General features: G+C 60.9%; 17 protein-coding genes, 4 tRNA genes and 1 pseudogene. 14 read left to right on the plus strand and 8 right to left on the minus strand.

Annotated features, from left to right (window positions below; translation table 11 throughout):
• The first annotated feature begins 3 nt into the window (after nucleotides 1-3).
• The 7 genes and pseudogenes from C0058_RS22720 (at nucleotide 4) to C0058_RS22760 (ending at nucleotide 10,537) form a co-directional block, all read left to right on the plus strand.
• Nucleotides 4-1,134 carry a catalase family protein gene (locus C0058_RS22720; RefSeq protein WP_102369619.1) on the plus strand — a complete coding sequence of 377 codons (1,131 nt, stop codon included), beginning with the start codon at nucleotides 4-6 and terminating at the stop codon, nucleotides 1,132-1,134.
• Between the two features lie 1,264 nt (nucleotides 1,135-2,398).
• Nucleotides 2,399-2,497 (plus strand): K(+)-transporting ATPase subunit F, encoded by a 99-nt coding sequence (gene kdpF, locus C0058_RS22735; protein WP_003219423.1) that lies wholly within the window; start codon nucleotides 2,399-2,401, stop codon nucleotides 2,495-2,497.
• A gap of 108 nt (nucleotides 2,498-2,605) precedes the next feature.
• Entirely contained in the window at nucleotides 2,606-4,312 is a 1,707-nt protein-coding gene (gene kdpA / locus C0058_RS22740) for a potassium-transporting ATPase subunit KdpA (protein ID WP_008430372.1), read from the plus strand.
• Nucleotides 4,313-4,322: 10 nt separating this feature from the next.
• Nucleotides 4,323-4,983: pseudogene (gene kdpC, locus C0058_RS22745) on the plus strand (K(+)-transporting ATPase subunit C).
• 11 nt (nucleotides 4,984-4,994) lie between these two features.
• Nucleotides 4,995-7,067 carry a potassium-transporting ATPase subunit KdpB gene (gene kdpB, locus C0058_RS22750; RefSeq protein ID WP_102369621.1) on the plus strand — a complete coding sequence of 691 codons (2,073 nt, stop codon included), beginning with the start codon at nucleotides 4,995-4,997 and terminating at the stop codon, nucleotides 7,065-7,067.
• 129 nt (nucleotides 7,068-7,196) lie between these two features.
• Nucleotides 7,197-9,848 carry a sensor histidine kinase KdpD gene (locus tag C0058_RS22755; RefSeq protein ID WP_102369622.1) on the plus strand — a complete coding sequence of 884 codons (2,652 nt, stop codon included), beginning with the start codon at nucleotides 7,197-7,199 and terminating at the stop codon, nucleotides 9,846-9,848.
• Entirely contained in the window at nucleotides 9,845-10,537 is a 693-nt protein-coding gene (locus tag C0058_RS22760) for a response regulator (protein ID WP_102369623.1), read from the plus strand. The genes C0058_RS22755 and C0058_RS22760 overlap by 4 nt, the downstream gene beginning before the upstream one ends.
• Here the strand turns inward: C0058_RS22760 and C0058_RS22765 are convergent.
• Entirely contained in the window at nucleotides 10,497-11,420 is a 924-nt protein-coding gene (locus tag C0058_RS22765; RefSeq protein WP_102369624.1) for a LysR family transcriptional regulator, read from the minus strand. The two genes, C0058_RS22760 and C0058_RS22765, sit on opposite strands and share 41 nt — an antisense overlap.
• Nucleotides 11,421-11,525: 105 nt before the next feature.
• Here C0058_RS22765 and C0058_RS22770 point away from each other — a divergent pair, with 105 nt between their 5' ends.
• On the plus strand, nucleotides 11,526-13,040 hold the full coding sequence (locus C0058_RS22770) for an MFS transporter (protein WP_102369625.1): 1,515 nt from the start codon (nucleotides 11,526-11,528) through the stop codon (nucleotides 13,038-13,040).
• A gap of 78 nt (nucleotides 13,041-13,118) precedes the next feature.
• On the opposite strand, the gene C0058_RS22775 is transcribed toward C0058_RS22770, so the two are convergent.
• Both C0058_RS22775 and C0058_RS22780 read right to left on the minus strand, forming a co-directional pair.
• A tRNA-Asp gene (locus C0058_RS22775) sits at nucleotides 13,119-13,195 on the minus strand.
• 19 nt (nucleotides 13,196-13,214) lie between these two features.
• Nucleotides 13,215-13,290 (minus strand) — tRNA-Val (locus C0058_RS22780).
• Nucleotides 13,291-13,491: 201 nt separating this feature from the next.
• On the opposite strand from C0058_RS22780, the gene C0058_RS22785 reads away from it, so the two are divergent.
• The 3 genes from C0058_RS22785 (at nucleotide 13,492) to C0058_RS22795 (ending at nucleotide 17,499) form a co-directional block, all read left to right on the plus strand.
• Nucleotides 13,492-14,010 carry a sigma-70 family RNA polymerase sigma factor gene (locus tag C0058_RS22785; protein ID WP_008430460.1) on the plus strand — a complete coding sequence of 173 codons (519 nt, stop codon included), beginning with the start codon at nucleotides 13,492-13,494 and terminating at the stop codon, nucleotides 14,008-14,010.
• Between the two features lie 7 nt (nucleotides 14,011-14,017).
• The gene (locus tag C0058_RS22790; protein WP_102369626.1) at nucleotides 14,018-14,998 is read left to right on the plus strand and encodes a FecR family protein; all 981 of its coding nucleotides are present in this window, start codon (nucleotides 14,018-14,020) and stop codon (nucleotides 14,996-14,998) included.
• Between the two features lie 77 nt (nucleotides 14,999-15,075).
• Complete coding sequence (locus C0058_RS22795; RefSeq protein ID WP_102369627.1) at nucleotides 15,076-17,499, plus strand: TonB-dependent siderophore receptor; 2,424 nt, start codon at nucleotides 15,076-15,078, stop codon at nucleotides 17,497-17,499.
• Nucleotides 17,500-17,646: 147 nt separating this feature from the next.
• Here C0058_RS22795 and C0058_RS22800 read toward each other — a convergent pair.
• A tRNA-Asp gene (locus C0058_RS22800) sits at nucleotides 17,647-17,723 on the minus strand.
• Between the two features lie 19 nt (nucleotides 17,724-17,742).
• Nucleotides 17,743-17,818, minus strand: a tRNA-Val gene (locus tag C0058_RS22805).
• 161 nt (nucleotides 17,819-17,979) lie between these two features.
• Here C0058_RS22805 and rdgC point away from each other — a divergent pair.
• The 3 genes from rdgC to sugE all read left to right on the plus strand — a co-directional run bounded on the left by rdgC (nucleotide 17,980) and on the right by sugE (nucleotide 20,443).
• Nucleotides 17,980-18,900, plus strand: coding sequence for a recombination-associated protein RdgC (gene rdgC / locus C0058_RS22810; RefSeq protein WP_008430455.1), 921 nt, complete (start codon nucleotides 17,980-17,982; stop codon nucleotides 18,898-18,900).
• A 155-nt stretch (nucleotides 18,901-19,055) separates the two neighbouring features.
• Complete coding sequence (locus C0058_RS22815) at nucleotides 19,056-20,021, plus strand: bile acid:sodium symporter family protein (protein ID WP_102369628.1); 966 nt, start codon at nucleotides 19,056-19,058, stop codon at nucleotides 20,019-20,021.
• A 107-nt stretch (nucleotides 20,022-20,128) separates the two neighbouring features.
• Nucleotides 20,129-20,443, plus strand: a complete 315-nt coding sequence (sugE, locus tag C0058_RS22820; RefSeq protein ID WP_003190128.1) for a quaternary ammonium compound efflux SMR transporter SugE — start codon at nucleotides 20,129-20,131, stop codon at nucleotides 20,441-20,443.
• A gap of 78 nt (nucleotides 20,444-20,521) precedes the next feature.
• Here sugE and C0058_RS22825 read toward each other — a convergent pair whose 3' ends face one another.
• The 3 genes from C0058_RS22825 to C0058_RS22835 form a co-directional block, all read right to left on the minus strand.
• Nucleotides 20,522-22,003 carry a M91 family zinc metallopeptidase gene (locus C0058_RS22825; RefSeq protein ID WP_102369629.1) on the minus strand — a complete coding sequence of 494 codons (1,482 nt, stop codon included), beginning with the start codon at nucleotides 22,001-22,003 and terminating at the stop codon, nucleotides 20,522-20,524.
• Nucleotides 22,004-22,179: 176 nt separating this feature from the next.
• On the minus strand, nucleotides 22,180-24,054 hold the full coding sequence (locus C0058_RS22830; protein WP_102369630.1) for an MFS transporter: 1,875 nt from the start codon (nucleotides 24,052-24,054) through the stop codon (nucleotides 22,180-22,182).
• A 69-nt stretch (nucleotides 24,055-24,123) separates the two neighbouring features.
• Nucleotides 24,124-25,278 (minus strand): TDT family transporter, encoded by a 1,155-nt coding sequence (locus tag C0058_RS22835; protein WP_003212376.1) that lies wholly within the window; start codon nucleotides 25,276-25,278, stop codon nucleotides 24,124-24,126.
• Nucleotides 25,279-25,300: the final 22 nt, after the last annotated feature.

Here is a 25,300-nt window from a genome sequence, read left to right on the forward strand (position 1 = left end):
TAAATGCTCGCTCGACTTTGGCTGCGCCTCGGCGCGTTTCTCGGCAAGACCCTGTTGTGGCTGGTGGGCCTGGGCCTGCTGGGCTGGTTGCTGTCCACCCTGTGGTTTGCCTGGCAGCACAGCGGCCCGGTATCGCCGGATGAACAGATCCCGCCGGGTGAAGCGGCCATGACCCAGGGCATCATCCAGACCGCCGTGCGCATCGTCGACCAGCACCGCGAAGGCACGCGTTACCTGCGGGATGCGCATGCCAAGGCCCATGGCTGCGTGAAGGCCGAGGTCAGCGTACTGGCGGACCTCGACCCGGCCCTGCGCCAGGGCGTGTTCGCCGAGCCGGGCAAGACCTGGCAGGCGATGATGCGACTGTCCAACGGCAATGCGTATCCGCAGTTCGACAGCATCCGGGATGCCCGGGGGATGGCGATCAAGTTGCTGGACGTGCCAGGCAAACAGCTGCTGGCGGATCAGCAGGCGCGGGGTGAGCAGGACTTTGTGATGTTCAGCCATCCGAATTTTTTCGTCAGTGATGTGGCGGAGTATGCGCAGAACGTTTCGGCTCAGGCCGATGGCAAGAAAGTCATGGCGTTTTTCCCCGGGGTGGATCCGCGCAGTTGGCAGGTGCGGCATTTGTTTATCGCGCTGGCGACGTTGGCGCCGCCGCCGGTGAGTCCTACGCAGACGACGTATTTCTCGGTGTCGCCGTATAAGTTTGGGGCGGCGAATGCGAAGTTTCGGGTGGCGCCGGATCCCCAGGGGTGTCCTGCGTATGTGCTGCCTGAACAGAATCAGGACCTGCCGAACTTTTTGCGCAGTGCGTTGAATCAGCAATTGTCGACGGACCGGGTGGCGGCGTGTTTTGTGTTGCAGATTCAGCGGCAGAATCCGCAGAAGTTCATGCCGATCGAGGACACCAGCATTGAATGGAAAGAGAGTGATGCGCCGTTTGAGACGGTGGCCAAGGTGGTGATTCCGGCGCAGGATTTTGATACGCCGGCGTTGAACCTGGCTTGTGATAATCAGTCGTTTAATCCGTGGTTTGGGGTGGAGGCGCATCGGCCGATTGGGGGGATTAATCGGTTGCGTAAGGCGGTGTATGAGGCGGTCAGTGATTATCGGCATAGCCGGAATTTGTAGCTCCGCGGTGTTGGGGACATATCCGTTATTTGGGTGATGGCTTATATCGGTTCCGCTCTTACAGCGGCTCACTTTTGAAAAGCGCAAAAGTAAGCAAAACGCTCTTGCCCCACCACTCGGCACCTCGCCTAGGCTCGGTGTGCCCTCACTCCGGCTTTGGACCGTGGGCCGCCGTCATGGGCCATCCTTGGCCCAGGACGGCTAACCCGGCGTCCTGCCGGGTTACCCACGCTCCAAAGCCTGCGTTCGGCCAGCGTGGTTTAACGGGGCGCCTAAGATCAAGATCAAAAGCAGATCAAGAGCACAGCGGCCTACCGGCCGGCTTGAGTGTTGTAAATCAAAAGCTAAAGCGGGCACGGTCCAAATGTGGGAGCGGGCTTGCTCGCGAAGGTCGTTAACGATGACGCGGGCATTCTGGATGAACGCGGCGCTCTCAGGTTTTTCGCGAGCAAGCCCGCTCCCACAGAAAAGCAGCTCTGCTTTCGCTCTGGATCTTGCTTTTGCTTTTAACACTCAAGCCGGCCGGGAGGCCGCTGTGCTTTTGCTTTTGATTTTGATCTGACTGCCCCAATAAGCCCGAGGCCGAACGCAGGTATTGCGGAGCGGGTAAACCGGCAGGACGCCGGTTTAGCCGCGCCGGGCCATGGATGGCCCGTCGCGGCGGCCCGCGGAGTAATGCCGGAGTGAGGGAACACCGAGCACTAGCGAGGTGCCGACAGGCGGGGCAGAGCCCTTTGCTTACTTTGGGGCTTTTCCAAAGTGAGTCGCTGTAAGAGCGAAACCATAAGTAGCCGTTACCTAAAAAACGGATATACACACAACAGCCACGTAAAGATTCCGTATAGATTCAACCCCAGCCGTAACGTTTAAGTCGTCTCTATTGAGCAACTAATCCCCCCTCCACTACTGTGACCTCCACCCCAATAACCCCCGCAGGAAGTCATCGTGGAAAGTTCAACTTTAGGCATGATCGTCCTCTCAATGATCGCCCTGTTCGGCGCCGCCGCGTTTTGCTTCGAACAACTCGCCACCCGCGAATCAAAGAAAAAGAAAGCCAAATAAGCTGATCATCAAAAGCAGCAAAACCCCAGTGCTTCAAGGGATACCCCGCCCCCGGGTTATCCCTTTTTTCCGTTCGCCCACCCCACCGCCCTCTATACACCGTCTTAATGCCCAAACCCGCAATCAGTGCCCGAACTTGATACCCAACCTCTTAACCTCCCCGCGTCCGCAATCGCGGCTTATTAATCAGGGGAGTTCCACCGTGCTCACACTCAAGTTCATCTATATCGCCAGCGGCCTATGCGCCGTCGGGCTGTTCGCTTATCTGGGCTACGCCCTCATTCGCGCCGAAAAGTTCTAGGGAGCCCCACCATGTACGACATGATTTTTGTAGGCCTCTCCCTGGTGTTTTTCGCCGCGACAACCATGGCCATTGTCGCCATGGGCAAGATTTGAACGGAGCCTCGACATGCTAAGCACTTTGCTGGAATTTGCGCTGGTCCTGGGGTTGATGACCGGGCTCGCCGTGCTGATGGGCAAGTGGCTGACCCGGGTGTTTACCGGAACCCGCCACGCCCTGCCGGAACGTTATACCTATCGCCTGCTGGGCATCGACCCGCTGGAAACCATGAGCTGGGCCCGCTACGGCTCGGCCCTGTTGCTGTCGAACGCCGCGATGATGGTGCTCGGCTATCTCATCCTGCGGTTACAGGCCGTCATGCCGATCAACCCACTCGGGCTGGCCGCACAAACCCCGGACCTGGCGTTCAATACCGCCGCTTCCTTTATCACCAACACCAACTGGCAGGCGTACTCGGGCGAAACCAGCCTGTCGAACTTCAGCCAGATGGCAGTAATCACCTTCCTGATGTTCGTCGGCGCCACCTCGGGCGTGGTCGCCGCAGCCGGTTTTATCCGTGGCCTGAGTCGCTCAAGCTCGGCGGATATCGGCAACTTCTGGGTCGACTTCACCCGCACCCTGTACCGCGTGATGCTGCCGCTGTGCGTGGGCATGGCCCTGGTGTATGTGTGGCAAGGCATGCCGCAGACCTTTTCCTCCCAAGCCCTGGCCACCACCCTGGAAGGCGCGCAGCAACAACTGATTGTCGGCGCCGTGGCGAGCTTTGAATCGATCAAGCATATCGGCACCAACGGCGGCGGCTTCTTCAGCATGAACGCCGCGCACCCGTTCGAAAACCCGACCCCGCTGACCAACGCCCTGCACATCCTCAGCATGTTGCTGATCCCGTCGGCGCTGACCTACACCTTCGGCAGCATGCTGCTCCAACGCCGTCAGGGCTGGGTGTTTTTCGGCACCTTCCTGGTGATGTTCTTAGGCTTTCTCGCGCTGGTGTACGGCGCCGAGCAAAACGGCAACCCGCTGCTGACCCAGGCCGGTGCCAACCAGACGCTGTCCATCGAACAAAGCGGCGGCAATATGGAAGGCAAGGAACTGCGCTTCGGCATTGCCGACAGCAGCCTGTTTATCGCCACCACCACCGCGGCCACCACCGGCTCGGTCAACGCGATGCATGACTCATTGACCCCCATGGGCGGCTTCGTGCCCCTGGCGCAGATGATGCTCAACTGCGTGTTCGGCGGCGACGGCGTGGGCTTTATCAACCTGATCCAGTACGCGCTGCTGACGGTGTTCCTGGTGGGCATGATGATCGGCCGCAGCCCGGAATTCCTCGGCAAGAAGATCGAGGCTCGGGAGATAAAACTGGTGATGCTCTCGGTGCTCGCGCACCCCATCAGCATCCTCGGTTTCACCGCCCTCGCCGCCCTGTGGCCCGACACCATGGCCAGCCTGAATAACCTCGGCCCCCACGGTTTCAGCGAGGTGCTCTACGCCTACACCTCGGGCACCGCCAACAACGGTTCGGCGTTCGCCGGGCTGAACGCCAATACGCCGTTCTTCAACACCACCATTGGCCTGGCGATGCTGGTCGGGCGCTTCTTCACCATGCTGCCGATGCTCGCCGTGGCCGGTTCCCTGGCGATGAAAAAGACCGTGCCTGCCGGCGCCGGCACCATCCCCACCGCAACCCCGCTGTTCATGGTGCTGGTGGTGTTTGTGGTGCTGGTGGTGGGCGGCCTGACTTTCCTGCCGGCGCTCGCGCTCGGTCCGCTGGTGGAGCAACTGCAGTTGCTGTCCGGCCAGACGTACAACTAAGGACACGTTGATGACGACTCAATCGATATTCAAAGGGCTGTTGCGCCCGGTGCTGTTTTCGGCAGTGTTTTTCATGGCGCTGACCGGCCTCGCCTACCCGGTCTTCACCACCTTTGCCGCGCAGTTGCTGTTCCCGTTCCAGGCCCAGGGCTCGCTGATTGAACGCGACGGTTTGGTGATCGGCTCGGCGTTGATCGGCCAGGACTTCACCAGGCCCGGCTACTTCCACGGCCGCCCGAGCATGACCCTCGGTACCGACCCGCAAGACCCGAGCAAAAGTGTCTCCCAGCCGTACAACGCCGGTTCCAGCGGCGCCAGCAACCTGGGCCCTACCAGCCAGAAACTGGTGGACCAGGTCGCGGCCCGGGTTAAAGCCTACCGCCAGGACAACGGCCTCGCCGCCGAGGCCCAGGTGCCGGTGGATGCGGTCACCGCTTCCGCCTCCGGCCTGGACCCGCATATCTCCGTGGCCAACGCACGCATCCAGCTGGCCCGGGTCGCCCGCCTGCGACTGATCCCCGAAGCCGAACTGCTGCAACTGGTGAACGAAAACACCGCTGCCCGCACCCTCGGTTTGCTCGGCGAACCACGAGTCAATGTGCTGCAACTCAACCTCGCGCTGGACGCCCGTCTGCCTCTGCGCCAACCCCCCCATTGCGGCCAGTGAGTAAGAGATTCCCCCATGATCAAGAATGCTCGTTTACCTCTGTTTGATCGCGCCATCGTGCTCACCGCCTGCGGGGATGCGTTCAAGAAACTGCTGCCCCAGGCGCAGTGGAAAAACCCGGTGATGTTCGTCGTGTACCTGGGCAGCCTCCTCACCACGCTGCTGTGGTTCCAGTCCCTGGGTGGCCAGGGTGAAGCGCCCAGCGGCTTTATCCTCAGCATCTGTTTGTGGCTGTGGTTTACCGTGCTGTTCGCCAACTTTGCCGAGGCCCTGGCCGAAGGCCGCAGCCGTGCCCAGGCCGCCAGCCTGCGCGGGATGAAGCGCCAGACCCTGGCCAAGTTGCTGCAACAACCCAAACACGGCGCCGCATGGCTGCCGACCGAAGCCACGCTGTTGCGCAAAGACCAGGTGGTGTTGATCGAAGCCGGCGACCTGGTGCCGCTGGACGGCGTGGTGATCGAAGGCGTGGCCTCGGTGGATGAAAGCGCAATCACCGGCGAATCGGCACCGGTGATTCGCGAGGCCGGCGGCGACTTTTCCTCGGTCACCGGCGGCACGCGGGTGCTGTCGGACTGGCTGGTGGTGCGCATCAGCGTCAACCCGGGCGAGTCGTTCCTCGACCGCATGATCTCGATGGTCGAATCCGCCAAGCGTCAGAAAACGCCCAACGAAGTCGCCCTGACAATTTTGCTGGTGGGCCTGACCCTGTTGTTCCTGCTGGTGATCGCGACGCTGAGCCCGTACTCGATCTTTGCCGTGGCCATGAGTGGCAGTGGCAACGTGATCAGCGCCACGGTGCTGGTGGCGTTGCTGGTGTGCCTGATTCCCACCACCATCGGCGGCCTGCTCTCGGCCATCGGCGTGGCGGGCATGAGCCGCATGATGTCGGCGAATGTGATCGCCACTTCCGGCCGCGCCGTTGAGGCGGCGGGTGACATCGACGTGTTGCTGTTGGACAAGACCGGCACCATCACGTTGGGCAATCGCCAGGCCAGCAGTTTCCTTCCGGCACCGGGGGTCAAGGAAGCTGAACTGGCCGACGCGGCGCAACTGGCGTCCCTGGCCGACGAAACCCCGGAAGGCCGCAGCATCTTGGTGCTGGCCAAGCAGAAGTTCGACATCCGCGCGCGGGACATCAACGCCCTCGGCGCAAGCTTTGTGCACTTCACCGCGCAGACTCGCATGAGCGGCGTCGACCTGCCCGAAGGCCGCGGTATTCGCAAGGGTGCAGCGGATGCGATCCGCAGTCATATCGAAGCGCTCGGCGGGAGCTTTCCGGCTGCATTGCAGGCCAAGGTCGACGAAGTATCCCGACGCGGCAGCACTCCGCTGGTGGTCTCGGACGGGGCCAAGGCACTCGGCGTGGTGGAGCTCAAGGACGTGGTCAAGGGCGGCATCAAGGAGCGCTTCGCCGAATTGCGGCGCATGGGCATCAAGACCGTGATGATCACCGGCGACAACCGCCTGACCGCCGCCGCGATTGCGGTGGAAGCCGGCGTGGATGACTTCCTCGCCGAGGCGCGCCCGGAAGACAAGCTGCAGCTGATCCGCGACTACCAGGCCCAGGGCAAGCTTGTGGCCATGACCGGCGACGGCACCAACGACGCCCCGGCGCTGGCCCAGGCCGACGTGGCGGTGGCGATGAACAGCGGCACCCAGGCAGCGAAAGAGGCCGGCAACATGGTCGACCTCGACAGCAACCCGACCAAGCTGATCGAAGTGGTCGAGGTGGGCAAACAAATGCTGATGACCCGTGGCGCACTCACCACCTTCAGCGTGGCGAATGACGTGGCGAAATATTTCGCGATCATCCCGGCCGCGTTTGTCGCGACCTATCCGCAGCTCGGCGCGCTGAACGTGATGCACCTGACCAGCCCCAACTCGGCGATCCTCAGTGCGGTGATTTTCAACGCGTTGATCATCGTGGCGCTGATTCCCTTGGCACTGCGCGGCGTGACGTACCGGGCGATTGGCGCGGCAGCGTTGCTCAATCGCAACCTGCTGATCTATGGCCTGGGCGGGGTGCTGGTGCCGTTTGCCGGAATCAAGTTGATTGACCTGGTGCTGACCGGGCTGGGTCTCGTGTAGCACCGCAAACCCAATGTGGGAGCGGGCTTGCTCGCGAATACGGAGTGTCAGCCAACTCGTCTGTCACTGACACACCGCTTTCGCGAGCAAGCCCGCTCCCACCATTGAACCGCATTGACCAGGAATGACATGCCCGCATTAAACGAAGAACGCCCCGACCCCGACGCCCTTCTCGCCCGGGTCCAGCAGGAAGAACAGGCCGCCTTGCGCGGCAAACTGCGTATCTACTTCGGCTCCAACGCCGGGGTGGGCAAGACCTGCGCCATGCTTGACGCGGCGCAACGGGAAGTCAGCCTGGGCCGCGACGTACTCGCCGGCGTGGTGGAAACCCACGGCCGCCAGGAAACCGCCAACCTGCTCAACGGCCTCGAACAACTGCCCCGCGCCCAACGCCTGCATCACGATTTCACCCTCACCGAATTCGACCTCGACGCCGCCCTGCAACGCCATCCCGCCGTGCTGCTGGTGGATGAACTGGCCCACAGCAACGTGCCCGGCTCGCGCCACCCGAAACGCTGGCAAGACGTGGAAGAACTGCTCAGCGCCGGCATCGATGTGTGGACCACCCTCAACGTCCAGCACCTGGAAAGCCTTAACGATCTGGTGAGTGGGATCATTGGCATTCGCGTGCGGGAAACCGTACCGGACCACGTGTTCGACAATGCCCACGAAGTGGTCGTCGTGGACCTGCCGCCGGATGATCTGCTGCAACGCTTGAAGGACGGCAAGGTGTACCTGGGCCCTCAGGCCGAGCGCGCCTCGCGGCACTTTTTCCGCAAGGGCAACCTGCTCGCCCTGCGGGAACTGGCCCTGCGCCGCACGGCCGACCGGGTCGACACGCAGATGCGCGTGTACCGTCGCGAACAGTCGATCAAGACCCTGTGGCCCGCCCGCGAGCGATTGCTGGTAGGCGTGGCCGGTGACGCCGGTGATGAACGCCTGGTGCGAGAAGCCGCGCGCCTGGCGCAAAAGCTCGAGGCGGACTGGATCGTGGTGCACGTCGCCGCAGCCCAGGGCCGCGGCGCCAAGCGTTATCTCACGGCGATGAAAACCCTGGCGCTGGCCAGCGAATTCGGCGCCGACACCGCGACATTGCCGGGCATGGACGTCGCCGAAGCACTGGCCGCCTGTGCCCGGGAACACAACGCCAATCGCCTGGTGCTCGGCCATCACCCACGCCGGGCATGGCGGTTCTGGCATCAGTCGGTGAGCGACCGGATCAGCCGGCACCATCCGCAGATCGACCAGATCGTGATCGCCCATGGCATGTTGCCAGGCACTGTTCCTGCCATTGAAAAACCTACACCAGCGCCCGGCAGAACCCTGGCCTACCTCTGGTCCACACTCGCCTGTTTCACCGCCAGCGCCATCGCCGCGCTGCTGCTGCAAGTGTTCGACCTGGCCAACGTGGTGATGCTGTTCCTGCTCACGGTGGTGCTGGTGGCCCTGCGGTTTGGACGCGGCCCCGGCGTGTGGGCAGCGATGCTCGCGGTGCTGTGTTTCGACTTCTTTTTCGTCCAGCCGCGCTACTCGTTTACCGTCAACGACACCCAGTATTTCTTCACCTTCGCGTTGATGCTCGGCATCGCGCTGATCACCGGGCAGCTCACCGCACGCCTGCGCCACGAAGCGCGCACCGCCGCCGCTCGAGAACGTCGCGCAACCTCACTGGCGCGCCTGGCCCGGGACCTGTCGGCCGCGTTGACCGTGGAGCAGATCAGCGAAGTGGCGCTGCGCACCTTCAGCGGCGTGTTCGAGGCGCGGGTCGGCCTGGCCTTGCCGGACGCCGCCGACGGCGTGCACAGCGTGGGCGCGGGCGGGCTGCCGATCGACGACAGCATCGCCCAATGGACCTACGACCACGGCCAGTCCGCCGGCCAGGGCACCGACACCTTGTCCGCCGCCAAGGGCTGCTACCTGCCGCTCAAGGCGCCGATGCGCGTGCGCGGTGTGCTGGTGCTGGAACTGGCGCAAAGCGAACGCCTCAACGAGCCCGAAGAGCGCCGCCTGCTGGAAGCCTGCATGAGCCAATTGGCGATTGCCCTGGAGCGCGTGCACTTCGTCGAAGTGGCGCAAAACACGATGGTGCAGATGGAAGGCGAGAAAATGCGCAACACCTTGCTCGCGGCGATTTCCCACGACCTGCGCACCCCCTTGACCACCCTGATCGGCGCCGCCGACACCGCCCTGCCCCATGCGCCGCCGGGGCCGCTGACCGCGTTGCTGCACGGTATTCATGAGCAGGCGACTTCGATGCAACGCTTGATCGAAAACTTGCTGGACATGGCCCGCATGCAGGAGCGCGGTGTGCGACTCAACCGGCAATGGCATTTGCTGGAAGAGATCGTCGGCAGCGCCCTGCGCCAGTTGCGTGAACCACTGGCCCGGCATGTGGTGAACACGACGCTGGACCCGCAATTACCGCTGGTGGAAGTCGACGCGCTGCTGATCGAACGGGTGCTGGTCAACCTGCTGGACAACGCCGCCAAATACACCCCGCCTGGCACGGTCATCACGGTTACCGCCCGTTCCGTTTCCGACAGCATCCTGCTGGAAGTCAGCGACACCGGCCCGGGCAGCGCGCCGGCCAATCTGTTCGAACCGTTTGCCCGTGGCCAGCAGGAATCCTCGGTCGCCGGAATCGGCCTGGGCCTGGCCCTGGCCAAGCGCATCGTCGAAGCCCACGGCGGGCGCATCGAAGCCAGACCCGGCAGCGAGCGCGGCATGCATTTCGTCATCACTTTACCGGCGGGTACTCCGCCCCCAATGGACGCCCTATGAGCACTGCACGCATTCTGATTGTTGAAGACGAGGCCAACATCCGCCGTTTTGTCGGCATCGCCCTGCAGGATGAGGGCTTCCAGGTGTTCGAGGCCGACAGCGTCAAACGCGCGTTGATCCACGCTTCCAGCCGTCAGCCGGACCTGGTGATCGTCGACCTGGGCCTGCCGGACGGCGACGGCAAACAGCTGATCAGCGAGCTGCGGGGATGGCTGGCGGTGCCGATCCTGGTGTTGTCGGCACGGGATCGCGAAGAGGAAAAAGTCGCCGCCCTGGACGCCGGCGCCGATGACTACCTGACCAAACCCTTCGGCGTACCCGAGTTGCTCGCGCGCATCCGTGCGCAACTACGCCGTCATGGGCAGACCGGCACCGTGGCGGCCACCAGCAAGGTGGCGTTTGGCGATATCGAGGTGGACCTGGCGACCCATGAAGTGTGGCGCCAAGACCTGCCGGTGCACCTGACGCCCATCGAATACCGCCTGCTGTGCGCGATGATTCGCGGGCAGAGCCGGGTGCTCACCCACCGGCAATTATTGCTCGAGGTGTGGGGCCTGGACTACGTGGACCGCGCCCACTACCTGCGGGTGCACATGGCGCACCTGCGGCAGAAGCTGGAGGCGGACCCGGCCCAGCCGCAGTACTTCATCACCGAGTTGCAGGTGGGCTACCGACTGGTGGGTTTGTGAACAGGTGCGCGGCGGCGAAATCGACAAACACGCGGATCTTCGGCGAGAGATGCCGGCTGGATGGCCACAGCGCCCAGAACTGGCCCTGGTCATCGGAATGGCCGTCGAGCACGGTTTCCAGCTGGCCCTGGGCGAGTGCTTCGCGGGCCAGGAAGTCTGGCACGTAGGCAATCCCATGGCCGTCCATCGCGGCCCGGAGCATGGCCTCCATGTTGTTCAGGGTCAGCGCGGTGGGCAGGCGCAATTGGGTGATGGCCGGGTTGGCGGACAAGGTCCAGTCCATGATTTTGCCGGTGGTGGCGAAGCGGTAACGCAAGCACGGGTGATGCTCCAGTTCGCTCAGGGATTCTGGCCGGCCGTTGGCTCGTAGGTATTGGGGCGATGCACACAGCACAAACCTGAACGGCCCCAGCTTGCGGGCCATCAGGGTCGAGTCAGCCAGGCCACCGCTGCGGATGACCACGTCGAAGCCCTCCTCGATCACGTCCACCAGATGGTCGTTGAAATCCAGCTCCAGTTCGATCTCGGGGTAGGCGTTGCGGAACGCCATCATGTGCGGAAAGAGAAAGCGATAACCGATGGTGGGCAGGCTGACCCGCAGTTTGCCCCGGGGTGCCTGCATCGCATGGGAAAGCATGGCGCGGGCGTCTTGCAGGTCGTCGAGAATTTTCCGACTGCGCTCGTAGAACAATTGGCCTTCGGCGGTGAGGCTGACCTTGCGCGTACTGCGGTGCAACAGCCGCACATTCAGTGACGCCTCAAGCTTGGCGACATTCTTGCCCACCGCCGAAGCGGAAATCCCCATCGCCCGGGCCGCGCCGGTGAAGCTCAGGGCTTCCGCGGTTTTCACGAAGGCGATCACGCCGCTCAAGTTATCGGTCACGTCATTGCATCCATTCAGTCCGTTATGAACGGAATGTAAGCCCGTTTATCCGTGATTGCATCCTGATTAGAGTCTTTTAATCTTCAAACTCGCGGGAATGCCCCTATGAACACGACAACCGAATCTGCGCCCGCCCATGGCCGATATTCCATCCTGGCGGCCATTTGCCTGGCCGCCCTGGTATTGCCCATGAGCTTTACCGGCGGCGCCGTCGCCACGCCCTTTATCGGCCAGGCATTTGCCGCCCAGCCCAGCCAGCTGGCGTGGATCACCAACGCATTCATGCTGAGTTTCGGCAGCCTGTTAATGGCCGCCGGCACCCTCGCCGACCTCTATGGGAGAAAGCGTCTTTTCTTGTGGGGCATGGCGCTGTTTACCGTGGTCTCCTTGCTGCTGGCAGTGGCACCGGGGATTTTCTGGCTGGATGTGTTGCGTGGCGTGCAGGGCGTCGCGGCGGCTACGGCATTGGCCAGTGGCTGTGCGGCGCTGGCCCAGGAGTTTGACGGCCATGCCCGCACCCGCGCCTTCAGCTTGCTGGGCACCACATTCGGTGCAGGCCTGGCGTTTGGGCCATTGCTGTCGGGGGTGCTGATCGAGCACTGGGGCTGGCGCTCGATTTTTCTCGGCACTGCATTATTGGCCGGTATTTCGCTGCTGTTTGCCGCGCCCAAAATGCGTGAAAGCCGCGACCCGCAAGCGATGCGGCTGGACACCGCTGGTGTACTGACGTTTTCCGCAATGCTGGTAGCCCTGACCACGGCGGTGATCCTCGCGCCGGAGCACGGCTGGACGTCGCCGCTGGTTGATGCCCTGCTGATCGCGGCGGCGGTGTTTTTGCTGGTGTTTATCCTCGTCGAAAACCGCTCCAGCCAACCGATGCTGGAGCTGCGGCTGTTTCGCTTCCCGCGTTTTATTGGTGTGCAGCTCCTGCCGATCGGTACCTGTTACTGCTACATCGTGCTGATCGTGTTGCTGCCCCTGCGGTTTATCGGTGTGGAAGGCGCCAGCGCGCTGGACGCGGGTTTGATGATGCTCGCGTTGTCGGCACCGATGCTGGTGGTGCCGATGATCGCCGCATCGCTGACCCGCTGGCTCTCAGCAGGACTGTTGTGTGCCATTGGCTTGCTGATCGCGGCGGTGGGCCTGTGGGGATTAAGCCTGGCCAACCAGCCTGCGCAGACCATCGCCGCAATGCTGGTCATCGGGATCGGCACCGGGCTGCCGTGGGGTTTGATGGATGGCTTGGCGATCAGCGTGGTGCCCAAGGAGCGAGCGGGAATGGCGGCGGGGATTTTCAACACCACCCGCGTGGCCAGTGAAGGCGTGGCGCTGGCGATTACGATGGCGGTATTGGGCGCATTGGTGGCACATCACCTGAAGGGTCGCGCAGGGGCCGACGTGTCAGTGATTGCCCAAGGCCTGGTCATGGGCAACGTGCAACTGGCCTCGGCCGCCCTTCCGCTGGAAGCACTGCGCAGCGCCTACATCGCGGGGTTCAACACCTTGCTGCAACTGCTCGCGGGATTCACCGTGCTGACGGCGTTGGTGGTCCTGGCCTTCATGGGGCGAAACAGCATTGCACCCGTGCAAACCGAACCGGGCATTCAGTCGTTGAGCTGAATCCCAGGCACAAAAAAGCCCGCTCAATGAGCGGGCTTCCTGTGGTACCTGGCGTTCAGCGTTCCAGGTGACCGAATATGGCGCAGCGGACGGGACTCGAACCCGCGACCCCCGGCGTGACAGGCCGGTATTCTAACCGACTGAACTACCGCTGCGCGTAACACATAAAGCGAATGGTGGGTGATGACGGGATCGAACCGCCGACATTCTGCTTGTAAGGCAGACGCTCTCCCAGCTGAGCTAATCACCCTTCACTTTCGGTGTGGGGCGCATTCTATAGCATTTTTCCGTAATGTCATGATTTAAATGCAATTTATTTAAAATATTTTGTCTTCGACCCCGCGCACCCCGCAAAACCGGCGCTTTGGGTGCAAACGCGAGTCTATTGCGTTTGCCCAAGCCTTGGCCCCACAATTAACAATTATTCTCAATAACACCTGGGCCGGGCCTTATGTCTGTAGGTGAACCGCCGTTCCAACGGGAGATTACCGAACTGTACAGCGAGCATCACGGCTGGCTGTTCACTTGGTTGCGCCGAAAACTGGGCTGTACCCATAACGCCGCCGACGTGGCGCAGGACACCTTCGCGCGGATTCTGCACGCCCGCGAGTCGGTGACCGCCATCCGCGAACCCCGCGCCTATTTAAGTACCACCGCCAGGCGGCTGATCATCGACCAGGCACGGCGCAAGCAGATTGAGCACGCCTACCTTCAGGAATTGATGCTGACGGTGGAAACCCTGGAAGGTTTCCAGTCGCCCGAACAGATCCACACCACCCTGGAAGCCCTCGAGCACATTGCCTTCATGCTGGAAGGCATGCACGACAACATGCGCCAGGCGTTTGTGCTGTATTACCTCGAAGACCTGACCCAGCAGCAAATCGCCCGACAACTGAAGCTGTCGGAACGTACGGTACGCAAATACCTGATCCAGGCCCTGCTGCATTGCAGCCACAGCGTGGACATCTGAGCCGCGCATGCCCGACTCTCGCCAACAGATCGATGAACAAGCCGCCGAATGGATGATTCGCCTCCACGAAGGTGAATTGACCGAGGCCCAGCGCCAGGCGTTCGAGCGCTGGAAGCAGCAAGGCCCGCAACACGCCGCATCAGCAGCGCGCATGGAAGATGTGATTGCGCGGATGCAGGCCCTGCGCGGGCAAAAGGCACCGGCCCGGGCGGCCTTGAGTGCGGCCTTTCCCCAGCATGGGAAGGCGCGCAAAAACTACGTCCGCGCGCTGGTACTGGCCTGCAGCCTGGGCCTTCCCGCCATGGCGCTGCTCTACAGTCCTTATCCACAACAATGGATGGCCGATGTGCACAACGGTCCCGGCGAATGGAAAACCCTGCGGCTGGCGGACGGCTCGACGCTGACCCTGAACGGCATCAGTGCGGCGAATCTGCATTTCGACAGCCGGCAGCGCCGCATCGAATTGCTGCAAGGCGAGATCCTGGTGGAAGTGGCCCACGATGGCGAACGGCCATTTGTGGTGCAGACCGCCCAAGGCACCCTGCGCGCCCTGGGTACGCGATTTGTGGTCAGGCGCGAGGATGACGTTACGGTGCTGAGCATGCTCGAATCCCGCGTTGCCGCCCAAAGCGCGAATGGCCAGCAGACGCTGGAAGTGGACGCCGGCTCACAGGCGCGACTCAGCAAAGATGCCGTGCGCCTCTCCGGCAGCATCGATACGGCGAGCATCAATGGGGCCTGGCGCCGCCATCAACTGGTGGTGGATAACCGACCGTTGCCGGAAGTGCTGGATGAGATCGCCCGTCACCGTTCGGGCCGCTTGCAGTTTGATCGCGCCGCACTGGCCAGTCTCAAGGTCTCGGCCGTACTTCCCCTGGATGACACCGACCGCACCTTGCAGATGCTGGCTCAAACCCTACCGATCACGCTGAAAACCTTTACCCCATGGCTGATAATTGTCAGCCCGGATACCGAGAGCAAAAAATAATTATTCGCATTGCTTCCGCTTTTTTTCGGGTTGCCCGTCAAGGAAGGTATACCGATGACTAAAGGACTGCCCTCACCATGCCCTTCCCTTCCAAGCCTCGCAGACGCCTGCTGAGCAGCGCGCCGCTGACCCTCACACTGCTCGCGACGACGCTGCTCAATACCCACTTGGCCCAGGCCGAAACGGTAGCCGTTGCGGCCCAAGCCTACGACATACCTGCCGGGCCGCTGGGCGCCACACTCAACCAGTTCGCCCAGCAAGCGGGCGTGGCTATCGTGTTCCAGTCCCAGAACCTGCAGGGGCTGAATGGGCCGGGGCTGAAAGGCACTTATAGCGTGGACGCAGGGTTCGACAGGCTGTTACAGGGCAGCGGCTACCGCGTGATCAAAGGTGATCAGGTGTACGCGCTCGAAGCTGACCCTGCCGCCACCGACGCCATGGAACTAGGCCCGACCCAGGTCAGCTCCAACCAGTTGGGCAACGTTACTGAAGGGACTGATTCCTACACTCCAGGCAGCATCGCGACTGCGACGCGGCTGGTGCTGACCCCCAAGGAAACCCCGCAATCGGTGACCGTCGTCACCCGCAAACACATGGATGACTTCGGCCTGAACAACGTCGACGACGTGATGCGCCACACCCCGGGCATCACCGTGTCGGCCTTCGACACCGACCGCACCAACTACTACGCCCGCGGTTTCTCCATCAATAACTTCCAGTACGACGGCATTCCTTCCACCGCGCGCAACGTCGCCTATTCGGCGGGCAATACCCTGAGCGACATGGCGATCTATGATCGGGTCGAAGTGCTTAAAGGCGCCACCGGCCTGCTCACGGGTGCCGGCTCATTGGGTGCCACGATCAACCTGGTGCGCAAGAAACCCACGGCTGACTTCCAGGGCCATGCCAGCCTCGGCGCGGGCTCTTGGGACAACTACCGCAGCGAACTGGACGTCAGCGGCCCGATGACCGAAAGCGGCACCGTCCGTGGCCGGGCCGTCGCGGCGTATCAGGACAAGCGCTCGTTCATGGACCGTTACTCGCGCAAAAGCCCGGTGTACTACGGCATCATGGAATTCGACCTGTCCCCCGACACGATGCTGACCGTGGGCGGCGACTATCAGGACAGCCTGCCCACCGCCTCGAGCTGGTCCGGCAGTTTTCCGCTGATCAACGCCAATGGCGATCGCAATAGCGTAAAGCGCTCGTTCAACAACGCGGCCAACTGGAGCAGTTGGGAGCAATACACCCGTACCGCCTTCGCCATGCTTGAACATGACCTCGGCAACGGCTGGGTGACCAAACTGCAACTGGACCACAAGATCAACGGCTACCATGCACTGATGGCTTCGATTCAGGGTGACGAGCCCCGTGCAGACGGCACCGCACATGTCACTTCGCAAAAATACACCGGGGAAACCGTCAGCGACTCCGCCGACCTGTACGCAAGCGGCCCCTTCAGCCTGGGCGGCCGTGAGCATGAACTGGTGGTGGGCGGCTCCATCGGCATTTCGGACTGGAACGGCAAGGGCTACTGGAACCTCGCCCCCAACCTCGTCGACTTCAATAACTGGCACGGCCACGCCCCCCAACCTTACTGGGGCGCGCCGCAGCAATACATCGACGACACCATTCGCCAGACCGGCGCCTACATGACCACACGCCTGAACCTGGCCGATGACCTGAAGCTGCTGCTCGGTGGCCGCGTGGTCAATTACCACCTGACCGGCAATAACCCGTCCTACCGCGAGACCGGACGCTTCGTACCGTATGTCGGCGTGGTGTATGACCTGGATGAAACCTACTCGGTCTACGCCAGCTACACCGATATCTTCATGCCCCAGGAGAACTACAACCGCGACCGGCAAAACCAGTTGCTTGAGCCGGACGAAGGCCAAAACTACGAGCTGGGCATGAAGGCTGATTTCTTCGACGGACGCCTGAACGCCAGCGCAGCGTACTTCGAGGTCCATGAAAACAACCGCGCCGTTTCCGACGACGACTACAACAACCTGAAACCTACACCGCAGAACTATGCCTACAAAGGCACTAAGGCCGTCACCAAGGGCTACGAGCTTGAAGTGTCCGGCGAGTTGAGCCCGGGCTGGCAGATTCAGGCCGGCTACACCCACAAGGTGGTGCGTGACGACCAGGACCAGAAGATTTCCACGTTCGAGCCCGAAGACCAGGTCAAGCTGTACACCACTTATAAGCTCAAAGGCGACCTGGACAAGCTGACCGTCGGCGGTGGCGTGCGCTGGCAAAGCGTGGGCTGGCAGGACATCTACAACACCCCCCATGGCGGTTATGAAGAGTTCTCCCAGGAGGCGTACTGGCTGGTGGACTTGATGACCCGTTACCAGATCACCAAGAACGTGTCGGCGACGCTGAACGTCAACAACATCTTCGACAAGTCCTACTACACCAACATCGGCTTCTATAACTCCGCCGCTTATGGTGAGCCGCGCAACTTTATGGTCACCACCCGCTGGGATTTCTAAACCCAATCAAAAACGCCCCCGATCACTGCACATGATCGGGGGCGTTTTTTAGACCGGCGGTTTTAGCAAACCCCAGACAGCAAAAAGCCCGCTCAATGAGCGGGCTTCCTGTGGTACCTGGCGTTCAGCGTTCCAGGTGACCGAATATGGCGCAGCGGACGGGACTCGAACCCGCGACCCCCGGCGTGACAGGCCGGTATTCTAACCGACTGAACTACCGCTGCGCGTAACACATAAAGCGAATGGTGGGTGATGACGGGATCGAACCGCCGACATTCTGCTTGTAAGGCAGACGCTCTCCCAGCTGAGCTAATCACCCTTCACTTTCGGTGTGGCGCGCATTCTACGGAGCGACCCATAGTCTGGCAAGCACTTTCTTAAATAATTTTTTTCAGGCCTTCCAATGGCTTAGCGAGGGTTGGCCTATGACGCCATGAGGAGAATAATGCCCCCCTTTGTATATAAGGAGAGACTCACCCCATGTGGTTCAAAAACCTGCTTATCTATCGCCTGACCCAAGATCTGCCTGTTGATGCCGAGGCGTTGGAAACTGCACTGGCCACCAAACTGGCGCGCCCTTGTGCAAGCCAGGAGTTGACCACTTACGGTTTCGTCGCCCCTTTCGGTAAAGGCGAAGACGCGCCCCTGGTACACGTCAGCGGTGATTTCCTGCTGATCGCTGCGCGCAAGGAAGAACGTATCCTGCCGGGTAGCGTGGTGCGTGATGCGGTGAAGGAAAAGGTCGAAGAGATCGAAGCCGAGCAAATGCGCAAGGTCTACAAAAAGGAACGCGACCAGATCAAGGATGAAATCATCCAGGCCTTCCTGCCGCGCGCGTTTATCCGTCGCTCGTCGACCTTTGCCGCCATCGCGCCGAAACAGGGCCTGATCCTGGTGAACTCCGCCAGCCCGAAACGTGCCGAAGACCTGCTGTCCACCCTGCGTGAAGTGATCGGCACCCTGCCGGTACGTCCGCTGACCGTGAAAACCGCGCCAACCGCCATCATGACCGACTGGGTCACCACCCAGAAACCGGCCGATGACTTCTTCGTCCTCGACGAATGCGAACTGCGCGACACCCACGAAGACGGCGGCATCGTGCGCTGCAAACGCCAGGACCTGACCGGCGAAGAGATCCAGCTGCACCTGACCACCGGCAAAGTCGTGACCCAGTTGTCCCTGGCCTGGCAGGACAAGCTGTCCTTCATGCTGGACGACAAAATGACCGTCAAGCGCCTGAAGTTCGAAGACCTGCTGCAGGATCAGGCTGAACAGGACGGCGGCGACGAAGCACTGGGCCAGCAGGACGCCAGCTTTACCCTGATGATGCTGACGTTTGGCGACTTCCTGCCGGCGTTGGTTGAGGCACTGGGTGGCGAAGAAACCCCACAAGGTATCTAAAGCCTTGTGAAGATCAAAATGTGGGAGCGGGCTTGCTCGCGAATGCGTCCTTTCAGTTGATATCTTCCTGGCTGACACACCGCATTCGCGAGCAAGCCCGCTCCCACATTTGATCGCATGCGCACTTCCAAAATCGAATAACAAGGACCAACCCCATGCGTGCACTCGCCGCCTTGAGCCGTTTCGTCGGCAATACCTTCGCCTACTGGGTGCTGATTTTTGCCGTGGTTGCGTTCCTGCAACCCGCCTGGTTTCTCGGCCTCAAAGGCGCCATCGTGCCGCTGTTGGGCCTGGTAATGTTCGGCATGGGGCTGACCCTCAAACTTGAAGATTTCGCTGAAGTCGCGCGCCATCCGTGGCGCGTGGCATTGGGTGTGGTCGCGCATTTCGTGATCATGCCCGGCGTGGCCTGGCTGCTGTGCCAGGTCTTTCACCTGCCACCGGAAATTGCCGTCGGTGTGATCCTCGTCGGCTGCTGCCCGAGCGGCACGTCGTCCAACGTCATGACCTGGCTGGCCCGAGGCGACCTGGCCCTGTCGGTGGCCATTGCCGCCGTCACCACCCTCCTCGCTCCGCTGCTGACGCCCGCGCTGATCTGGCTGCTGGCCTCGGCCTGGTTGCCGGTGTCGTTCATGGAGTTGTTCTGGTCGATCCTGCAAGTGGTACTGCTGCCGATCGTGTTGGGCGTGGTGGCGCAGCGCTTGCTGGGCGCCCGGGTACGGCATGCGGTTGAGGTGTTGCCGCTGGTGTCGGTGGTCAGCATCGTGGCGATCGTCGCCGCCGTGGTGGCGGCCAGCCAGGCGAAGATTGCCGAGTCGGGCCTGTTGATCATGGCGGTGGTGATCCTGCATAACACCTTTGGCTTCCTGCTGGGCTATTTCACCGGCCGTGTGTTCAGGCTGCCGCTGGCACAACGCAAATCCCTGTCGCTGGAAGTGGGCATGCAGAACTCCGGCTTGGGCGCCGCACTGGCAAGTGCGCATTTCTCGCCGCTGGCGGCGGTGCCGAGTGCGCTGTTCAGCGTCTGGCACAATATTTCCGGGGCACTCCTGGCTACGTACTTCCGGCGAATGAGCGAAAAGGAAGACCGAGAGCTGCTGGCAAGCAAGTCAGAAACTTGATCACCTGATCAATATTCGGCACTCTAACGGGCTTCGCGGGGACGACCCTGCGACGCAATCAAGCGCTTAATCCGGGGACGACCCCACTTCTATAAAGGAAGGTCACCATGTCCTGGATCATTCTGTTTTTTGCCGGACTGTTTGAAGTCGGCTGGGCCGTCGGACTGAAGTACACCGACGGTTTCAGCAAGCCACTGCCCACGGCCCTGACGATTGCCGCCATGGCCGTCAGCCTCGGGTTGCTGGGGTTGGCCATGAAGGAACTGCCGCTGGGTACCGCCTATGCCATCTGGACCGGTGTCGGTGCAGTGGGCACGGTGATTGCCGGGATTATCCTGTTCGGGGAGTCCATGGCGCTGTTTCGACTGGCCAGTGTGGCGTTGATTATCTGTGGGCTGATCGGGCTCAAGATCAGCGCCTGAGCCACTCACCGGCAATAAAAACAAGGTGGACTTAATAGTCCACCGAGTACGGCACGCTATTTACTACTCTGTGATGCATCAGACGTCATAGTAGCGTTCACGCGGTTCTTTCCCCCATTCCTTGTAAAGTGCATTTTCGTTATACGGCTCCGGGTTTGTACTGGTAGGGGGCGTTGAGGGGTCATTATCAAAATCATAAGGTTCACCGTCCGTTGGTAACCCAACGGCTTGCCGCTCCAAATTTGGCTCACGAGTTGGCCTGCGGGGATCGCTAGTTTCTGGCGGTACTTCAGTTTCTCCGGGCAAGAACTTACCGTCGACACCGTCGTACGCATGGGCGAACTCATGGAACAGGGTTGAGACGCCTGGACGCTCGTACTTGTCCATAATGAACGAAGGGTTGTAGGAGACTGTTGCATCATCAGCCGGCATACCTGCCGTGTTATTAGTGATGAATCCGTGTTGCGAATCTTGAGGTGGGTGCTCATTGAGTGGTTGTAAGTCCTTACGTCCGTACTTATAAAAGATACCCTCCGACTCTGGCACCTTCTCTATTTTTATCGGCGCGGGAGTCTTGTCTAACGCCCCAAGCATTTTTTGCCCTACTGGAGAACCCCGAAAAAACTCTAAATCATCTTCAACGCGCTGCTTGAACTCACCATCCCCTTTAACCTCAAACGCTTTTTTACCAACGTCAGACGGCGTCACCTCAACGAACTTAGAGTTCCCCGTGCGTTTTATAGTGTCGTCTTTCTTGCCGTAAACAATATCCTTATCAGATACTGAATTAACCGTATCCTGCCCCTTGCCGGTATAAATTGTATTCTGACCAGCACCACCATCTACAACATCATTTCCCTTTCCGCCATTCATGACGTTCTTCCCACCGCCTCCACGCAGCGAATCATTGCCGCTGCCACCGTCCATGTAAGTGCCACCACCTGCTCCCCGCAACTTGTCGTTGCCGTTACCCCCATACATGACGCTATATGCCGAGCCTCCGGTGATCGTGTCATCCCCATCGTTGCCCTCGGCATACCCGACACCGCTGCCCAATTGAATGGTGTCATTACCAACACCGCCGTAGACATTGGTCCTGCCGCCTCCAGCGTTGAATCGATCGTTGCCGGCTCCCAGCTTGACGCTGACGGGCACTTTTACGTCGTCGTCAATAGTGACATTGTCGTCTCCGCCGTTGCTTTGGATCTCAAGATGCTGCTGACCATTACTCTTGGTATCGAAAGGAATGTCGTAGGTCTTGCCATTAATCTCGGCGGTCAATCCTCCATCAGCCGAATTTTTAATATGAATTTTGTCCGCGCTGTCACTCGTCTTAATCGTTAACGCCTGGTCTTTTGGCGGGGAGAAAAAACCACGCCCGCCGCCCCTAACACTTAAATCTATCTGGACCCCACCTTCATTGAATGGCATATTCGGGATGATCTTTATCGGCGCAGAAGGCTCGCCCTGTTTATCCTGTAACTTATCGGAGGGTGCTGTAGAAAGAGTATGTAAAGGCGGTTGTAAAGCGGGAGGGTTAGTACTCACTTGCATGTTCATCGAAAATCATCCTTAGCGTTAGACAACTACGATGACTGCGTGGCAATTAGAAAGAAATGGTTCCGCAGGATGAGTGATTTATTACCCAAAACTACAAACTGCAAGCGTTGTCCCACATCAAAGTCAGTCCCTGCCCAGGCCCTTCAGCGCAGAAGGTCCTGAGCACCAGAACTTGACTACTTGAGATCACCCCTCAACGTGCCAACCAGACCATGCAACGCCTCTGGCGTCGCCGCCTCTACCGTCACCGGCGCGCCGGCCACCAGGGTCACCCGCGACCAGATCCGGTGAAAGAAGCCCTTGTTCGGGTCACGACTGAAGAAACTCCCCCACAACCCCTGCAACGCCATCGGAATCACCGGCACCGGCGTCTCTCCAAGAATCCGCGTCACGCCGCTTCGGAACTCGTTCATCTCGCCATCGGAGGTCAATTTACCTTCCGGGAAGATGCACACCAGCTCGCCGTCCTTAAGGTAGTGGGCAATCCGCTGGAAGGCCTTTTCGTAGATCTGGATGTCCTCATGCCGCCCGGCAATCGGAATCGCCCCGGCAGTGCGGAAGATAAAGTTCAAAACCGGCAGGTTGTAGATCTTGTAGTACATGACAAAACGAATCGGCCGACGCACCGAACCGGCAATCAACAGCGCATCGACAAACGACACGTGATTGCACACCAGCAACGCCGCGCCCTCGTCTGGGATCAGCTCGAGGTTCTTGTGCTCGACGCGGTACATGGAATGGCTGAGCAGCCAGATCATGAAACGCATGGTGAACTCGGGCACGATCTTGAAGATGTAGGTGTTGACCGCGATGTTCAGCAGCGACACCACCAGGAACAGCTCGGGAATCGACAGCTTGGCCACGCTCAGCAGCAGGATCGAGACGATCGCCGAGACCACCATGAACAGCGCATTGAGAATGTTGTTGGCCGCGATCACCCGCGCCCGCTCGTTCTCGGCGGTACGCGACTGAATCAACGCGTACAGCGGCACGATATAGAAGCCGCCGAATACGCCAAGGCCGAGGATATCGAACAACACCCACCACGCCTGGCCGTAACTCAGCACGGCGATCCAGTCGTTGGCCTGGACGTTCTGCGGGAAGCCGCCGGAATGCCACCACAACAGCAGGCCGAACACGGTCAAACCGAACGAGCCGAACGGCACCAGGCCGATCTCGACTTTGCGCCCGGAGAGCTTTTCGCACAGCATCGAACCCAGTGCGATGCCCACCGAGAACACCGTGGGGATCAGCGTGACCACAGTCTCGTCGCCGTACATCCATTCCTTGGCGTAGGCCGGGATTTGCGTCAGGTAGATCGCGCCGACAAACCAGAACCACGAGTTGCCGACAATCGAGCGCGACACCGCCGGTGTCTGCCCCAGGCCGAGCTTCAAGGTGGCCCAGGACTGACTGAAGATATTCCAGTTCAGGCGCATCTCGGGGCTGGACGCCGCCGCGCGCGGAATGCTGCGGCTGGCCAGGTAGCCCAGCACCGCAATGCCGACGATGGCCGTCGAGACCACCGGCGCGTAATGGGTGGACGACATCATGATCCCGGCGCCAATGGTGCCCGCGAGGATCGCGAGGAACGTGCCCATTTCCACCAGGCCATTGCCGCCCACCAGCTCATCTTCGTGCAGGGCCTGGGGCATGATCGAGTATTTCACCGGCCCGAACAGCGCCGAGTGCGTGCCCATGGCAAACAGCGCCAGCAGCATCAGCTCCAGGTGGTTGAACATGAAACCCACCGCGCCCACGGACATGATCACGATTTCGCCGATCTTGATCACCCGGATCAGCGCGTCCTTGTTGAACTTCTCGCCAAATTGCCCGGCCAGGGCCGAGAACAGGAAGAACGGCAGGATAAACAGCAACGCGCAGAGATTGACCCAGATCGAGCGGTCGCCCTCGATGGTCAGCTTGTAGAGAATCGCCAGGATCAACGACTGCTTGAATATATTGTCGTTGAACGCACCAAGGGACTGGGTAATGAAGAACGGCAGGAAACGCCGTTTGCGCAGTAAAGTGAATTGCGAGGGGTGGCTCATCGTCCGTGTTCCTGCGTGGCCTGAAGGCTGTTATTGGTTTTTCCAGGCCACGACTTTACCTAATCCTGCTTACTTATTCGCTAGTCCTGCAATGCACGGCGATACAAAAAGCTCGCCTTTATAGGCGCCCTGCACCGTGCGCTTGGCGACGATCAGCCACATCAGCGCCAGCGCCGCCACCAACACGCAACCAACGATGCTGAAAAAACCCAGGTGCAAGGTGCTCGCCAGTTTCAGCGTGGCCAGCGAGTACACGCCCAACGGGAAGGTGAAGCCCCACCAGCCAAGGTTGAACGGGATACCGGCCCGCAGGTAACGCAGGGTGATCAGCACCGCGATCAGCATCCACCACAAGCCGAAGCCCCACAGGGTGATGCCTGCGACCAGGCCGATGCCGTTGGCCATCTCACCGACGCCGGGCAGACCGTTGGCGGCAAAGATGGCAGGTGCATCACCGCCCAGTACCAGCATGCCCAGGGCACCGGTGCCGATGGGACCTAGAGCCAGCCAGCTCGACGCGGCCATATTGGCGTGTGGCAGTTTATGCAGGGCCATGCGCAGCATCAGGATGGTCAGGATGCTGAACGCCACCGGCAGGGAGAACGCCCACAGCACGTAGCTGGTCACCAGCATCACCAGTTGCGAATGGGCGTCGGCCAGGTGCGGCGCCAGCAGGCCACCGCTGGCGGCGGCGACTTCCGCGGCCACCACCGGCAACAGCCACACGGCAGTCATCTGGTCGATGCTGTGTTCCTGGCGGGTGAACATCATGAACGGGATCAGCACCCCGCAGGCCAGGGCCATCGCGACGTCGAGCCACCACAGCACCTCGGCCAGTTGCACCACGCCATCCCCCCAGCGCGGCACGCCAAACAGCAGGAAGCCGTTGATGATGGTCGCCAGGCCCATGGGAATGGTGCCGAAGAACATCGACACCGTGGAGTGCCCGAAAATACGCCGCGCCTCGTGGAAAAACATTACCCAGCGCGCCGCGTACAGCACGCTGAACAGCACAAAAAGGCCGATAGTAAACAGCCACAGCCCTTCAGCGACGGCATGCAACCCCGATACGCTGACCGGCAATTGCGCCAGCGCCAACGCCAGCACTCCGGTGCCCATGGTGGCGGCAAACCAGTTGGGGGTGAACTGGCGAATCACTTCCCGGGGACGGGTCAGGTGACTGAAGGGTTTCAAGCTGCTGTGAAGCGTATTTGGGCAAGTCATGGTGTATTCCTCTTCCTCGCAT

The organism is Pseudomonas sp. NC02 (assembly GCF_002874965.1).
GTDB lineage: Bacteria > Pseudomonadota > Gammaproteobacteria > Pseudomonadales > Pseudomonadaceae > Aquipseudomonas.

Excerpts from the sequence above, each read along its gene's own strand:
- rdgC (WP_008430455.1), top strand. The coding sequence starts at position 17,980 with ATGTGGTTCAAAAACCTGCTTATCTATCGCCTGACCCAAGATCTGCCT.
- sugE (WP_003190128.1), top strand. The coding sequence starts at position 20,129 with ATGTCCTGGATCATTCTGTTTTTTGCCGGACTGTTTGAAGTCGGCTGG.
- kdpA (WP_008430372.1), top strand. The coding sequence starts at position 2,606 with ATGCTAAGCACTTTGCTGGAATTTGCGCTGGTCCTGGGGTTGATGACC.
- C0058_RS22760 (WP_102369623.1), top strand. The coding sequence starts at position 9,845 with ATGAGCACTGCACGCATTCTGATTGTTGAAGACGAGGCCAACATCCGC.
- C0058_RS22795 (WP_102369627.1), top strand. The coding sequence starts at position 15,076 with ATGCCCTTCCCTTCCAAGCCTCGCAGACGCCTGCTGAGCAGCGCGCCG.
- C0058_RS22755 (WP_102369622.1), top strand. The coding sequence starts at position 7,197 with ATGCCCGCATTAAACGAAGAACGCCCCGACCCCGACGCCCTTCTCGCC.
- C0058_RS22785 (WP_008430460.1), top strand. The coding sequence starts at position 13,492 with ATGTCTGTAGGTGAACCGCCGTTCCAACGGGAGATTACCGAACTGTAC.
- C0058_RS22720 (WP_102369619.1), top strand. The coding sequence starts at position 4 with ATGCTCGCTCGACTTTGGCTGCGCCTCGGCGCGTTTCTCGGCAAGACC.
- C0058_RS22790 (WP_102369626.1), top strand. The coding sequence starts at position 14,018 with ATGCCCGACTCTCGCCAACAGATCGATGAACAAGCCGCCGAATGGATG.
- C0058_RS22835 (WP_003212376.1), bottom strand. The coding sequence starts at position 25,278 with ATGACTTGCCCAAATACGCTTCACAGCAGCTTGAAACCCTTCAGTCAC.
- C0058_RS22830 (WP_102369630.1), bottom strand. The coding sequence starts at position 24,054 with ATGAGCCACCCCTCGCAATTCACTTTACTGCGCAAACGGCGTTTCCTG.
- C0058_RS22825 (WP_102369629.1), bottom strand. The coding sequence starts at position 22,003 with ATGAACATGCAAGTGAGTACTAACCCTCCCGCTTTACAACCGCCTTTA.
- C0058_RS22815 (WP_102369628.1), top strand. The coding sequence starts at position 19,056 with ATGCGTGCACTCGCCGCCTTGAGCCGTTTCGTCGGCAATACCTTCGCC.
- C0058_RS22770 (WP_102369625.1), top strand. The coding sequence starts at position 11,526 with ATGAACACGACAACCGAATCTGCGCCCGCCCATGGCCGATATTCCATC.
- kdpB (WP_102369621.1), top strand. The coding sequence starts at position 4,995 with ATGATCAAGAATGCTCGTTTACCTCTGTTTGATCGCGCCATCGTGCTC.